Origin of the sequence: Liquorilactobacillus satsumensis, assembly GCF_964065465.1 — a bacterium.
In the GTDB taxonomy this organism is placed as follows: Bacteria; Bacillota; Bacilli; order Lactobacillales; family Lactobacillaceae; genus Liquorilactobacillus; species Liquorilactobacillus satsumensis.
In genome coordinates this window covers 410,826-424,457 of record NZ_OZ061606.1, presented here as the reverse complement: position 1 = coordinate 424,457, position 13,632 = coordinate 410,826, and the positions used below count along the sequence as shown (strand labels likewise).

Here is a 13,632-nt window from a genome sequence, read left to right as displayed (position 1 = left end):
TGTTACTGCTTTCATTCAATTGGATTTGGCTATTATTGCTAGGCTGTGTCCTACTGCGTTTGGTAGCCACGCACAGAGGTCTTTGGATTATAAGTGGTGTTATTTTTATTAGCTTACTGGCAATTTGGATTCTGGAATGGCAAAATAACTGGCAACAAAAGGGCTTCTCAACTAAAACTGAACTGCGGCAGCAACATCTACTTGTGCAACCAGATGAGTATTTTATTGATGGTGATTTGCTTAAGCTGACAGGTAAATGGCTTGAACGTAATGAGGAGGTCCAGTTCTTTTATTCACTGAAATCACAGGCGGAACAACGACGATTTGCAAAAATAGAGACTGCAAAGATTTTTTTATTTGCTGGAACCGTCCAACGGGTTGCAGGACCAACTAATGAAAATCAATTTGATTATCGTCGTTTTTTGCAGGGAAAAAATATTAGTAACACAATTATGCTTTCTCAGTTAAGCTCGGAAAAAGAAGTTTCTCTGCAAGATCAAGGAGTCTTTTTCCTAGCGTGGTTGCATGGAATTAGGAAAAAATTGCTTAATCAGCTTGAAACGCTTCCTCAGCCATTAGCAGGCTATAGCCAACTGCTTTTGTTGGGATTTTACGATCAGAGTTTTGAGACGCAGTTAAAACAGATTAGTTCGTTAGGGTTATTGTATCTTTTTAGTTTATCTGGAATGCACATTTTCTATCTTGCGGCTTTTTTTCGGTGGTTATGTACACAACTTGCAATCACGCGTGAAACCTGTGATACACTTTTATTGTTGCTGCTGCCTTTATATGCTGTTCTAGGAGGCTTTTCAGCTAGCTTAGTCAGAGCTGTCATGATGGTGTGGATAATTTTGAGTGCCCGTAAATTTTTAGGTATTTCAGTCAGTGGAATTACGGCAGAAGGTCTTGTGCTGATTTTAAATTTACTACTTTGTCCAGCATTAGTTTTTTCGTTAGGGGCACAGTTGAGTTATTTACTGACGCTTATTTTGCTGCTTAATCGGCAACAATCGCAGTTGCTGGTGGGGCTGAAGATGACTGCATATAGTTTGCCGCTTATTTTATGGCAGACATTTCAGTGGAATTTATTAACAGTGTTATTGTCAATCGCGATTGTGCCGCTATTTGAGCGCATTGTAATTCCAGCAGTGGTGCTAGGTGTTTTTTTCTCTTGGTTAGTTCCTATAGCAGTGCCAATACTGCAGTTTTTTTGTGACAGCTTTGCTTTTTTGGCGCAATTACCGACTACTATTACTTTCGGGAAGCCTCCCTTGCTGTTTATTGTTTTTTGGTTAATAATCCAATTTCTGTTAGAGTATTCAAAGCATGCACGTTGGCTCTTGGGAATTTTAATCTGCTCGTATGTAATTGCGGCAGCACTAATTAGATTGCCTTTTACTGCTGAAGTTGTTTATTTCGACATTGGTCAAGGAGACTGCACTTTGATTCGTGAGCCTTTCAATCAAAGTGTGACCTTAGTTGATACTGGAGGAAAAGTCAATTTCCAGCATGAGCAGTGGCGTGAACGCCGTGTGAAAACTACAGGAGAAACGATCGTGGCAAATTACCTTTTGAGTAAGGGGATCAGCCACGTTGATAATCTCTTTTTGACACATCAAGATACTGATCATGTGGGCAATTTTGCAAGTTTGAGCAAAGTCATTGATGTACACCGTATTTTAGTACCGCAGGGAATGGAACAACTGGCGTCATTTAGAAAAAGATTGCGAGTTTCCAACAATACATTGCAGCAAGTGCAGGGAATATCAACAAAAGTTACTTCTCGAATTGGAATGTTTCACTTACTGCATCCTTTTGCAAGCGGAACAGGGAAAAATGAAGATTCAATCGCGCTTTCTTTTTCTTTACAGCGTATAAAGTTTATCATTAGTGGAGATCTTGATAAGCAAGGCGAAGTTGAAGTTGCACAGCGTAATCCAAAATTGCGTGCCGATGTGCTTAAAACTGGGCATCATGGTAGCAAGACTGCAACCGCCAGTGTATACGTCAGCCAGTTGCAACCACAGTTGGCAATCATTTCAGCCGGGGTAAATAATCGTTACGGGCATCCAAATGCAGCCACGCTAGCAACACTGGCAAAGCAGCACATTCCGTTTCTGAATACGGCAAATGCAGGAATGATTAAGCTTATGCCCCAAGAAAAAGGATTTATAATACAGACATTTAATGAGAATCGAAAGGTGAAATGAGGTAGTGTAAATGAAGGTCAATGAGTTATTCCAGAGTCTTAAGCAAAAAAAACCAGCAGCCATCTACGTAATTTTAGGACGCGAGGAATATACAGCACGCAAAATTCTGCAAAGTTTTGTAGCTTTGGTACCAGAAGAACAGCGTACTGTGAATGTGGGGGAGTATGACATGGAAACCACTCCGCTGACAACTGCTCTGGAAGACGCACTGTCTGCCCCTTTTTTTGGTGAAAGAAGAGTAGTATTGATCAAGCGGCCATACTTTCTGACAGGCGAAAATAAAAAGAGAAAAATTGAACAACATCCGGAGGCCTTGCTTTCATATTTAGATCACCCTGAGCCAACTTCAGTCGTTGTTTTTTGGGCACCTTATCCTAAGTTGGATGAACGCAAAAAGGTTACTAAGCGATTATTGAAAAAAGCAGTGGTGGTTGACAATGATTTTTTGAATGAACGGAGCACGCGTGCGTATTTGAAACAGCAAGTAACCACTGCTGGGTACACAATTGAAAAAGAAGCTTTTGAATTACTGCTAAAAAAGACTGAAAATCAGCTTTCTTTAATCATGAATGAGTTACCTAAACTTTTTCTAGTGGCCCAAGCAACTAAAAAAATTACAGGTGTGATGGTTGAAAGAATGGTGGCACAGACACTGGAACAGAATATTTTTGATCTCAGTGCACTTGTGCTAGATAAAAAAGTGCAGCAGGCTGTGGTGATGTACCATAATTTACTTGAACAGCATGAAGAACCGCTCAAGTTAAATGCGATTCTAGTGGGACAGGTTAGACTATTATTACAGGTTTCAATTTTACAACAAAATGGATATGCGCAAGGCAATATCGCAAGTGTCTTGAAGACGCATCCTTACCGTGTTAAGTTAGCGTTGCAAAAATGTCGTCGTTTTGGGCGTGCTGAATTGCGGAATGCCTATTTAGGTTTAATTCAGCTTGAAGAAAAAATGAAGTCCACGCAACAAAACCCGCAGCAACTCTTTGAACTTTTTATGCTAGGTTATTTTACTAGAGAAAAAACAACTGGTTAATTTGATGGATCCGTGGGGGCAGGAAAGAAGGACTACATGTGATTTAGGGGAAACTTAAAATCGCGTTTATTTGGAACAAGAAAAGATTCCGTTAAAATTAAATTTTTGATCCTACTCAAAAAAAGAGAGTGGAATACAAGACACAAAAAAAGAGTTCGCGACTTTTGTCCCAAACCCTCTTTTATAAAATTATTTATTTTGCTAGCCGAGCTGCTAAACGTGACTTGTCACGAGCTGCTTTGTTAGCTTTAATCAGACCTTTTGACTTAGCTTGGTCGATTGCTTTAACAGCTGCTTTGTAAAGTTCATCAACATTATCAGCACCTGCTGTTTTAGCATTTTCAAATTTCTTAACGGCACTACGTGTTGCACTTAATTTTGCTGCATTACGCACGTTAGCCTTTTCGTTAGTCGTTACACGCTTGATTGCGGATTTAATAATTGGCAAAGAATTCACCTCCATGACACATGATCCATGCCGGTATCATAAAATTTTCAACATAGGCTATTATACAAGAGCGAAGACGACAATGCAATAAAAAAGTTAAAATGTGTCAAGGAAATTTCCTTGACTAGTAATAAAAATAGACAATCATTTTTAACTTGCAAAATAAAGATTTCATCGGTATAATCTAGTTTAGTGCTAAAAGCACATAACCTTGGACTCAGAACTGCGCTCCTCACCGACGTAATTCCGGGACAACGGTTTAATTATCAGAAAGGTGGGATAACCATGGCAATTTCAAAAGAAAAGAAAAACGAAGTTATGCATAAGTATGCTCGTCATGAAGGGGATACTGGTTCAGCAGAAGTTCAAATCGCAGTTTTAACTGCAGATATCAACGAGTTGAACGAGCATATTCGGACACATAAGAAGGATTTCGCTTCACAACGTGGATTGATGAAGAAAATCGGACATCGTCGTAACTTGTTGGCATATTTACGTGAAAACGACATTCAACGTTACCGTGAATTGATCAAGAGTTTAGGTTTACGTCGTTAAGATTGCAGTATTTGCATTTTATGATACTCAGAAAATATAGAGAAATCCGGGATGTCTGTAAAGAAAGCCGGGTTTCTCTTTTTTTAGATTGGATACGCTAAAGAAAACGAGCATTTTTAGGATGAATAAGATCTTTTATTAGTTTCTGAGACCATCATTCTATTAATAAATATGGTATAATAATGTTTCAATAAGAAGCGAAGAAGGTTTTCAGATGAACGGATATCATGTGGCTGTTGTTGGTGCAACAGGTGCGGTTGGGACAAGGATGATCCAGATGCTGGAGCAATCTACCTTGCCAATTGCAAGTGTGAAATTATTGGCTTCAAAACGTTCAGCGGGTAAAGTGTTGCAGTTTAAAGGACAAGATACTGTGGTTGAAGAGCTTGTTCCAGATTCCTTTAAGGGAATTGAGTTGGCGCTGTTTTCAGCTGGCGGAGGTGTGTCAAAAAAGTTTGCTCCAGAAGCTGTTAAACGCGGAGCTGTGGTTGTCGACAACACAAGTGCATTCCGAATGGATCCTGCCGTTCCGTTGGTTGTTCCGGAGGTTAACGAAGCGGCTTTAGCGCAGCATCATGGTTTGATTGCTAATCCTAACTGCTCAACGATTCAGATGGTGGTTGCTCTGGAACCAATTAGGAAAGCTTTTGGGTTGAAGAAGATCGTTGTGACGACGATGCAGGCGGTTTCTGGGGCCGGGAATCGCGCTATTCAAGAACTTCGTGATGAAACGCAAGCAGTCCTTGATGGGCAGGACTACGAACCACAAGTTCTTCCAGTTGCGGGTGCTCAGAAGCATTATCAAATTGCCTTTAATCCATTGGCACAAATTGACGTTTTTGAAGAAGACGGTTATACCCATGAAGAATGGAAGATGATCCACGAAACTAAAAAGATTATGGCAGATCAGAATATTCAAGTGACTGCAACTTGTGTGCGTGTGCCTGTCGCAGTTGCTCATTCTGAATCTGTGTGGTTTGAGGTATCTCAAAAAGGAGCAACAGCAGCGAAATTACGCGCAATTTTGCAAAAAGCTCCTGGGGTTGTGTTGGAGGATGATCCGGAAAACCAGATTTTCCCTCAGGCAGTTCAGGCTGCGGGCAAGAAAGCAACTTTTGTGGGTAGAATCCGTCCTGATCAAGAACAAGCTGATGCATTTCATTTGTATTGCGTCGCTGATAACTTGTTAAAGGGTGCGGCTTGGAATTCAGTTCAAATTGCGGAACGCTTGCATGCACTTAACTTATTGCGGGTTCCTAAATAAATGGAGGGTTAGTAATGACATTTGAGAATGCTGAAGTTATCACGGCGATGGTGACCCCTTTTGATGACGAGGGAAAGCTTAGTTTTACGCGGTTAGAAAAGTTAATTGCACATTTGCTTGCAACCGGGACGCAAGGAATTTTGGTCACGGGAACGACAGGTGAAGGTCCAACTTTGAGTGAAGCAGAAAAGCTGGAGCTAGTTGCACAAACTGTTAAAATTGTTGCCAAGCGAGTTCCAATCATTGTGGGAACAGGTTCTAATAATACGGCAGCAACAATTGCATATACGAATAAAGTTGCACAGATTAAAGGTGTGGATGCTGCGTTAGTTGTGGTTCCTTACTATAATAAGCCGGACCAGCGAGGGATGCTTGCTCATTTTACTGCTGTTGCAGATGCAAGTCGAATTCCGCTCTTCATCTACAATATTCCGGGTAGAACTGGGGTTACGATGCAAGTTGAGACTATTGCGAAGCTGGCTCAGCACCCGAATATTATTGGAGTTAAAGATTGTACTGGAAATGTCAACTTGAGCCAAATTGTGGCAAAAACTCCAGCTGATTTTCTTGTTTATACTGGTGAAGATGCTGATGCACTTGCCTCTAAGACAATTGGTGGGCAAGGTGTCATTTCGGTTGCTAGTCATTTGTTCGGCAGCGAAATCACCACGATGTATGCTAAAGTTGATCAAGGTGATTTTAAAGGGGCAGCACGTTTGATGCAGAGTCTAACTCCAAAAATGGCGGCTCTTTTTTCCTATCCTTCACCTAGTCCGCTTAAAGCAGCTTTGAATTATCGTCATCTTTTAGTAGGTGGCTGTAGACTGCCAATTGTTGATCTAGATGAAAGAAGAAGCGCTGAGGTAATTAAAAAACTAGGTATTTAATAAAGAGAGGTGAAAGTATGAGTAATATAAAGATCATTCCCTTAGGGGGCGTGCGTGAGAATGCTAAAAATATGTATGCTGTCGAAGCGAATGATGAGATTTTTATTTTAGATTGTGGGTTGAAGTACCCTGAAAATGGACTTTTTGGGATTGATACCGTGATCCCTGATTTTTCTTATCTTCGTGATAATGCACAAAAAATTGTAGGAGTTTTCCTAACACACGGGCACGCAGATGCAATTGGTGCGTTGCCATATTTTCTTAGCGAATTCAAAGTCCCTGTCTTTGGGACTGAGCTAACGATTGCACTTGCTAAAATTGGAATTAAAAATAATCCGCAGACAGCAAAATTTGCAGATTTCCATGTTATCAATGAACAGACTGAGATTGATTTTGAAAATGCGACAGTCTCATTCTTTCGGACGACACACTCGATTCCCGACTCTGTTGGCATAGTTGTTAAAACCAAAAAGGGCAGCATTGTCTACACTGGTGATTTTAAGTTTGATCAAACTGCGACAAATGGTTATCGCACAAATCTCGCTCGCTTAGCTGAAATTGGCAAAGATGGCGTACTTGCATTATTGAGTGATTCCGCGAATGCTGAAAATCCGACAGAAACAGTTGCCGAACATGAAATTTTTGAATTTATTAATGATAACTTTGAATATCGGAACGGACGAATTGTTGTGGCTTGTGTCGCTTCAAATATTATGCGTGTCCAACAAGTCTTTGATGCCGCTGCAAAAAATGGGCGTAAAGTGGTTTTGACCGGGCATGATGCTGAGGAAATTGTCAATACAGCTTTGAATCTTGATAAGTTGCATTTACCCGTCGATGACTTGTTAGTTGCGGCTGAAAAGCTTGATTCATTAGAAGATGATCAGGTTGTTATTCTTGAGACAGGACGTTCTGGTGAACCGTTAAAGGCATTACAAAAGATGGCACTTAAGAAGCACCGGACTATCAGCTTGCATGAAGGCGACCTTGTTTTTATCACTACTACACCTTCACATGCGATGGAAACAGAAGTTGCCCGCACTCGTGATATGATCTATCGCGCGGGTGCCGATGTCAAAGCTATTTCTGAGGAACTTAATTCTTCAGGACATGCAAGCAGAAATGACTTGCAGCTGATGATGAACCTGCTACAGCCTGATTACGTAATTCCAATTCAAGGAGAATATCGCCTGTTATCTGCTAATGCACGTTGCGCTCTTGAGATTGGAATCCCCAAAGATCATATATTTATGGTTTCTAAGGGCGACATCATTGAGTATGACCATGACAAATTATTGTTAGCTTCATCTGTTGAAGTGGGTGACACTTTAATTGATGGCAGCGGTGTGGGTGATATTGGGAATATTGTTCTGCGCGATCGTAAGATTCTTTCAGAAGATGGTGTCTTTATTGCGGTAGTTACGATTGACCGGCGTAAGAAAAAAATCGTCAATCAACCACAGATTACATCAAGAGGATTTGTCTATGTGAAAACCAGTCGTGATCTGATTACTGAAAGTGCAACTATTGTGACTGAAGCGGTCCAAAAAAATTTGGATAACAAAGAATTTGACTGGGGTCACTTGAAACAAGATGTCCGCGAGCAGCTAAACCATTTTCTTTATGAGCATACTAAGCGGCATCCGGTTATCTTACCAGTTATTATGGAGATCAATCAGCATCGTCACTTTAACAGAAAAAAGAAGAGCACCGAGGAGTAGTGGAGGGAACAGCACTTTTTTGGACCTGCAAATTTTGGCTTAACTCGAAGACTTCATGCACTGCAGTTTTAGGGTAACTCTATTTAGGGGGGAGAATGTGGAAAAATTAGAGTATCAACAGCTTTTTTCAACTGGGACGCTGGCCTTGACCGCTAAGGAATTTGGACGTGCAGCGGCCGCACTTGAAAGTTGTTATGCATTTAAAACTAATTTCCGCACTAATTATCTTCTCTTTTTAGCAATGTGCGGGCAAAAAAAATTTGCAGCAGCGTTCACATTAGCGCAGGAATATTTACGTGAATATATTAGTGATAATGAACGCTTTGAAAAGTTGCTGTTTGCAGGTGCGCAGGCGCAGAAATTTATTGAAATTCGCAAAATTTGTACGGCTGTTGCCCCCTATATGAGCGCCACTGAGAACAAACACTTTTTTACATTACTTGCACGCCAGGAAGCAGAATTTGTGAAGCAGCAACCCGTGTTGTATCACAAATTAAAAAAAGAAGTTGTGTACTGCGGTTCGTTTGATATCTTTAATCAGCGCACCGTTTGGCGCAAAAGTCATGCGCTTCCTTTAGCTGATTATTTGATCACGGTTGGTTTTTTATTAAAGGATCCGAACGTGCATCAACTGATCAAGGTAAATGTCTTGGACGACTTGCGGACTTTGAAAGTCGCAGATGAGTATGAACTTTCATTTCTTGATCATAAGTTATACAAAATCCAGCCGAATAAGTTGCATCTTTTTGCGTCCTCAAAACTTTACCAGGCTTTTGAAACCAGCTTGTTGGAATGTAATCAGGATGGTTTGGGACAGAAACGTTGGGAAGAAGTACGTTTAAAGTTAAGTTTGCTTTATCCGTTTGAAACCCAGCTTGTTTCTTTTTCAAAGAGCTGGCAGCGAATTTTGCTGTATGAAAAAGAACATTTGACGGCTGCCGAAAAGTTGTGGGCCAATCGACTTGAAAGCAGTCTTACGGCTTGGAATATTTGAAATTAGCCAGGTTACAGGTTAGTAGCAGCTCATAAGGTTTTTGAGATTTAAGTGTTTACAAATGACAGACAGCTCTTTATAATAGCATAAGGATTCTTCTTTCCAAGGGTGCTAATTATCTTGGTATTTCTGTTGGGAAGTAGTATAATAAATCTTAAAGGATTATCGGCAATTGTTTTGTTGCGGATTTTTCTTGCAAAATTACAGGAGGTTCGTATTAATGGCAAAAGAACATTACGAAAGAACAAAACCCCATGTAAACATCGGTACAATTGGACACGTTGACCATGGGAAAACAACTTTGACAGCTGCAATTACAAAAGTATTGGCTGCAAAGGGATTGGCAAAGGCTGAGGATTACGCTTCAATCGATGCTGCTCCAGAAGAACGTGAACGTGGTATTACTATCAATACTGCTCACGTTGAATATGAAACAGAAAAGCGTCACTATGCACATATTGACGCTCCAGGACATGCTGATTACGTTAAAAACATGATCACTGGTGCTGCTCAGATGGACGGTGCTATCCTCGTTGTTGCTGCAACTGATGGTCCGATGCCACAAACACGTGAACACATTTTGCTTGCGCGCCAGGTTGGTGTTCAATATATCGTTGTTTTCTTGAACAAGTGCGACTTAGTTGATGATGAAGAATTGTTAGACTTAGTTGAGATGGAAGTTCGTGAATTATTAAGCGAATATGACTTCCCTGGTGACGATATTCCTGTTATCCGTGGTTCAGCTCTTAAAGCTCTTGAAGGCGACAAAGATGCTGAAGAACAGATCCAGAAATTGATGGATACAGTTGATGAATACATTCCAACTCCAGAACGCCCAACAGACAAGCCATTCTTGATGCCTGTTGAAGATGTCTTCACAATCACTGGTCGTGGTACTGTTGCTTCTGGTCGTATTGACCGTGGAACAGTTAAAGTCGGCGATGAAATTGAAATCGTTGGTTTACGTGAAGAAGTTCTGAAGACAACTGTTACAGGTTTGGAAATGTTCCGTAAGACACTTGATCTTGGTGAAGCCGGCGATAACGTTGGTGCTTTGCTTCGTGGTGTTAACCGTGAACAAGTTGAACGTGGACAAGTTCTTGCTGCACCTGGTTCAATCCAGACACACAAGAAGTTCAAGGGTGAAGTTTATATCTTGACTAAAGAAGAAGGTGGACGTCATACTCCATTCTTCTCAAACTACCGTCCTCAGTTCTATTTCCATACAACTGACGTTACTGGTGTTATCGAATTGCCAGAAGGCGTTGAAATGGTTATGCCTGGCGATAACGTTACATTTACAGTTGAACTGATCGCTCCAGTTGCTATCGAAAAAGGTCTTAAATTCACTGTTCGTGAAGGTGGACGTACTGTTGGTGCTGGTGTCGTTTCAGAAATTGACGACTAATATCTTTAAAAGCTCGGATTATTCCGAGCTTTTTTTGTTACTACAGTTCTTTTTTTGAAGCGAAATGTTCGAGATTTTGTTTTTCAATAATTTGTAGACTTTATGCGTAATTTATGGGAAACGTGTGCCTGAAGATCCTCCTAAAAAAATTTTCAGTGAGAAGATTTCCCAGAAATTGCAACTTCTTCCGGTAAAAAGCTGTTGGATGTTCTTTTTTTAGAGAGAATTATTTACAAGTTGGTGTTTCTACGGTAAACTTATTTAGTATGCAATTAGTAAATAAGTTGTACAAATTTTTTGTGCGGAGGGAAAATAATGTCTGCAAAATGGGAAAAACAAGGTGAAAACACAGGAAAGCTTACTTTCGAAATTTCACCTGATAAAGTTAAGGAAGGCTTGGATTTAGCCTTCAAACGTGTTAAAAAGGATCTTAATGTACCTGGATTCCGTAAAGGTAAGGTGCCGCGTCAGGTTTTCAATAGAATGTACGGTGAAGAAGCTCTTTATCAAGATGCTGTAAATATCTTATTACAGGATGCTTATACAGCTGCGATTGAAGAGACAAAGATCAAACCTGTTGGACAGCCACAAGTTGACGTAGAAAGCCTTGAAAAAGACAAGCCTTGGGTTTTAACTGCTGTAGTTTCAGTTGAACCTGAAGTTAAATTAGGCGACTACAAAGGTCTTGAAGTTACACCACATCCAACTCGTGTACTCGTGAGTGATATCGAGAAGAGATTGGAAGAACTGCGCACTCAAGAAGCTGAGCTTGTCTTAAAAGAAGCTGAACCAGCTGCAAAGGGCGATACTGTTGTGATTGACTTTGAAGGCAAGATTGACGGCAAGCCGTTCGATGGTGGCAAAGGTGAGAATCATTCACTTGAACTGGGTTCAAACTCCTTTATCCCTGGATTTGAAGATCAATTGATCGGTCATAAAGCAGACGAAGAAGTTGCCGTTAAAGTAACTTTCCCTGATGATTACCAAGCTAAAGATCTTCAAGGTAAAGAAGCCGTCTTTGAGGTTAAGATTCATGAAGTTAAAGAAAAGCAGCTTCCTGAAATTGACGATGACTTTGCTAAGGACGTTGACGAAGACGTTGATAGTCTTGAAGAACTGAAAGCAAAGATTAAGGACGAATTAAAAGAAAAGAAAGTTGCTGATGCAAAAGCAGCTATTCAAGATGAAGCATTAGATGAAGCTGTTGAAAATGCCGAAATTGGCACAATTCCTGAAGAAATGATTTCAGAAGATATCGACCGTCAGATGGATCAATATCTTGCTGGAATGCAACAACAGGGTATTAATGCTGATATGTATTTCAAACTGACAGGAACTTCTAAAGAAGACTTACGCAAACAATTTGCTGCAGATGCTGAGAAACGGGTTAAGACAAACTTAGTGCTTGAAGCAATTGTAGCGCAAGAAAATGTTGAAGTTAGTGCAGACGAAATTGAGCAAGAGATCAAGGGCTTGGCTAAGCAATACGGGATGGAAGAAAAAGCAGTCCGGAATGCTTTGAGCGATAAAATGCTGCAGCATGATATTGCAATCCGTAAGGTAGTCGATGAGATTGCTGACTCTGCTAAGCAAACGCGTGAAAAAAAAGAAACCCCAAAAGATAAGTAAGCGTACAAAGACTTTTATCTGAGTAATGATCACGTTAGGCTTCCTGCCCAACGTGATTGTTTTTTCACTATTAAAATTTTTCAAGGTGTTGACCGCAAACCAAGTATTAGCGTTTCTGGATTTTGTCTGGTAGAATTTAATAAAGTAAATGAGTTTTAGGGGGTCAAACATGTTCGAAAATACAGATAAGAATGGTCCTGTGATGTGTTCGTTTTGTGGAAAATCTCAAGATCAGGTTAAAAAAATCGTTGCCGGCCCAGGTGTGTACATCTGTAATGAATGTATTGATTTATGCAAAGAAATTATTGATGAAGAGTTTAGAGATAAAGCTGCTGAGGAACTCACAGATGTTCCTAAGCCGCGTGAGATTGTACAGGTCTTAAATCAATATGTAATCGGGCAAGAACAGGCCAAAAAGACGCTTGCAGTGGCTGTCTACAATCACTATAAACGGGTTAACGCTACTTTGGATAAGGATGACGAAAGCGAGACGGAATTACAGAAAAGTAATATCTGTCTAGTGGGTCCAACTGGTTCAGGAAAGACTTTCTTAGCTCAAAGTTTAGCAAAAATCTTACAAGTTCCATTTGCAATTGCAGATGCGACTACTTTGACTGAAGCGGGGTATGTTGGCGAAGATGTCGAAAATATTTTACTAAAGCTGTTGCAAAATGCAGATTTTGATGTTGAAAGAGCCGAACGTGGGATTATTTATATTGATGAAATTGATAAGATTGCCAAAAAGAGCGAAAATGTTTCAATTACCCGTGATGTTTCCGGTGAAGGGGTTCAACAAGCCCTTTTGAAAATTCTGGAAGGAACTGTCGCAAACGTTCCGCCGCAGGGTGGGCGTAAGCATCCACAGCAGGAATTCATTCAGATCGATACGAGCAATATTCTCTTTATCGTCGGTGGGGCATTTGATGGAATTGAAGCAATTGTAAAGAGTCGTTTGGGCGATAAAACAATTGGTTTTGGAGTCGATTCGAAACAGCAATTGGATGAACACAAGAGTTTAATGCAGCAGATTATTCCTGAAGACTTGCTCAAATTTGGATTGATTCCAGAATTTATTGGACGCTTACCAATTTTGACAGCCCTGGAAAAGCTTACAGAAAGCGATCTTGTTCGCATCTTAACGGAACCTAAAAATGCTTTGGTTAAGCAGTATGACAAATTGCTGCAGCTTGACGAGGTTAAGCTGAAGTTTGAACCGGCTGCTTTGCGTGAGATTGCGCGCCTTGCAATTGAACGTAACACAGGTGCACGTGGATTACGTTCAATTGTTGAGAATACAATGCGTGATGTCATGTACGAAATTCCAAGTCGTGATGATGTTAAGGAAGTTGTGATTAACAAGGGGAGTATCGATGGGCATCAGATGCCTAAGATTGTCTTGTCCGACAAGCGTGCTTCATAAGCCTTGATCACTGCTCATTCAAAGTGATTTTGACTAAGCTGAATTTATTTA

At 40.4% G+C, this 13,632-nt stretch carries 11 protein-coding genes; 10 read left to right on the top strand and 1 reads right to left on the bottom strand.

What is annotated here, in order from left to right; all coding sequences use genetic code 11:
- Positions 1–35 precede the first annotated feature (35 nt).
- Both AB3Y88_RS01965 and holA read left to right on the top strand, forming a co-directional pair.
- The gene (locus tag AB3Y88_RS01965; RefSeq protein WP_261909466.1) at positions 36–2,210 is read left to right on the top strand and encodes a DNA internalization-related competence protein ComEC/Rec2; all 2,175 of its coding nucleotides are present in this window, start codon (positions 36–38) and stop codon (positions 2,208–2,210) included.
- A gap of 10 nt (positions 2,211–2,220) precedes the next feature.
- A complete protein-coding gene (gene holA / locus AB3Y88_RS01960) occupies positions 2,221–3,255 on the top strand; it encodes a DNA polymerase III subunit delta (protein ID WP_056960042.1) in 1,035 nt (344 codons plus the stop codon).
- A gap of 193 nt (positions 3,256–3,448) precedes the next feature.
- On the opposite strand, the gene rpsT is transcribed toward holA, so the two are convergent.
- Positions 3,449–3,703 (bottom strand): 30S ribosomal protein S20, encoded by a 255-nt coding sequence (gene rpsT / locus AB3Y88_RS01955; protein WP_054755973.1) that lies wholly within the window; start codon positions 3,701–3,703, stop codon positions 3,449–3,451.
- A 285-nt stretch (positions 3,704–3,988) separates the two neighbouring features.
- Here rpsT and rpsO point away from each other — a divergent pair, with 285 nt between their 5' ends.
- The 8 genes from rpsO to clpX all read left to right on the top strand — a co-directional run bounded on the left by rpsO (position 3,989) and on the right by clpX (position 13,581).
- A complete protein-coding gene (rpsO, locus tag AB3Y88_RS01950; protein ID WP_054755975.1) occupies positions 3,989–4,258 on the top strand; it encodes a 30S ribosomal protein S15 in 270 nt (89 codons plus the stop codon).
- 214 nt (positions 4,259–4,472) lie between these two features.
- The gene (locus tag AB3Y88_RS01945; RefSeq protein ID WP_228887755.1) at positions 4,473–5,522 is read left to right on the top strand and encodes an aspartate-semialdehyde dehydrogenase; all 1,050 of its coding nucleotides are present in this window, start codon (positions 4,473–4,475) and stop codon (positions 5,520–5,522) included.
- A 14-nt stretch (positions 5,523–5,536) separates the two neighbouring features.
- A complete protein-coding gene (gene dapA / locus AB3Y88_RS01940) occupies positions 5,537–6,409 on the top strand; it encodes a 4-hydroxy-tetrahydrodipicolinate synthase (protein ID WP_056960044.1) in 873 nt (290 codons plus the stop codon).
- A gap of 17 nt (positions 6,410–6,426) precedes the next feature.
- Positions 6,427–8,130 (top strand): ribonuclease J, encoded by a 1,704-nt coding sequence (locus AB3Y88_RS01935; protein WP_056960047.1) that lies wholly within the window; start codon positions 6,427–6,429, stop codon positions 8,128–8,130.
- 97 nt (positions 8,131–8,227) lie between these two features.
- Positions 8,228–9,124: a hypothetical protein gene (locus tag AB3Y88_RS01930; RefSeq protein WP_228887754.1), complete on the top strand. Its 897-nt coding sequence runs from the start codon at positions 8,228–8,230 to the stop codon at positions 9,122–9,124.
- Positions 9,125–9,344: 220 nt separating this feature from the next.
- Positions 9,345–10,532: an elongation factor Tu gene (tuf, locus tag AB3Y88_RS01925; protein ID WP_054755984.1), complete on the top strand. Its 1,188-nt coding sequence runs from the start codon at positions 9,345–9,347 to the stop codon at positions 10,530–10,532.
- 315 nt (positions 10,533–10,847) lie between these two features.
- Entirely contained in the window at positions 10,848–12,161 is a 1,314-nt protein-coding gene (tig, locus tag AB3Y88_RS01920) for a trigger factor (protein ID WP_056960050.1), read from the top strand.
- A gap of 169 nt (positions 12,162–12,330) precedes the next feature.
- Positions 12,331–13,581 carry an ATP-dependent Clp protease ATP-binding subunit ClpX gene (gene clpX, locus AB3Y88_RS01915; RefSeq protein ID WP_056960052.1) on the top strand — a complete coding sequence of 417 codons (1,251 nt, stop codon included), beginning with the start codon at positions 12,331–12,333 and terminating at the stop codon, positions 13,579–13,581.
- The last annotated feature ends 51 nt before the right edge of the window (positions 13,582–13,632 follow it).

What these genes read in the sequence shown, in the direction of transcription:
- holA (WP_056960042.1), top strand. Translation starts at nt 2,221, where the DNA reads ATGAAGGTCAATGAGTTATTCCAGAGTCTTAAGCAAAAAAAACCAGCA.
- rpsO (WP_054755975.1), top strand. Translation starts at nt 3,989, where the DNA reads ATGGCAATTTCAAAAGAAAAGAAAAACGAAGTTATGCATAAGTATGCT.
- AB3Y88_RS01945 (WP_228887755.1), top strand. Translation starts at nt 4,473, where the DNA reads ATGAACGGATATCATGTGGCTGTTGTTGGTGCAACAGGTGCGGTTGGG.
- dapA (WP_056960044.1), top strand. Translation starts at nt 5,537, where the DNA reads ATGACATTTGAGAATGCTGAAGTTATCACGGCGATGGTGACCCCTTTT.
- AB3Y88_RS01935 (WP_056960047.1), top strand. Translation starts at nt 6,427, where the DNA reads ATGAGTAATATAAAGATCATTCCCTTAGGGGGCGTGCGTGAGAATGCT.
- tuf (WP_054755984.1), top strand. Translation starts at nt 9,345, where the DNA reads ATGGCAAAAGAACATTACGAAAGAACAAAACCCCATGTAAACATCGGT.
- tig (WP_056960050.1), top strand. Translation starts at nt 10,848, where the DNA reads ATGTCTGCAAAATGGGAAAAACAAGGTGAAAACACAGGAAAGCTTACT.
- clpX (WP_056960052.1), top strand. Translation starts at nt 12,331, where the DNA reads ATGTTCGAAAATACAGATAAGAATGGTCCTGTGATGTGTTCGTTTTGT.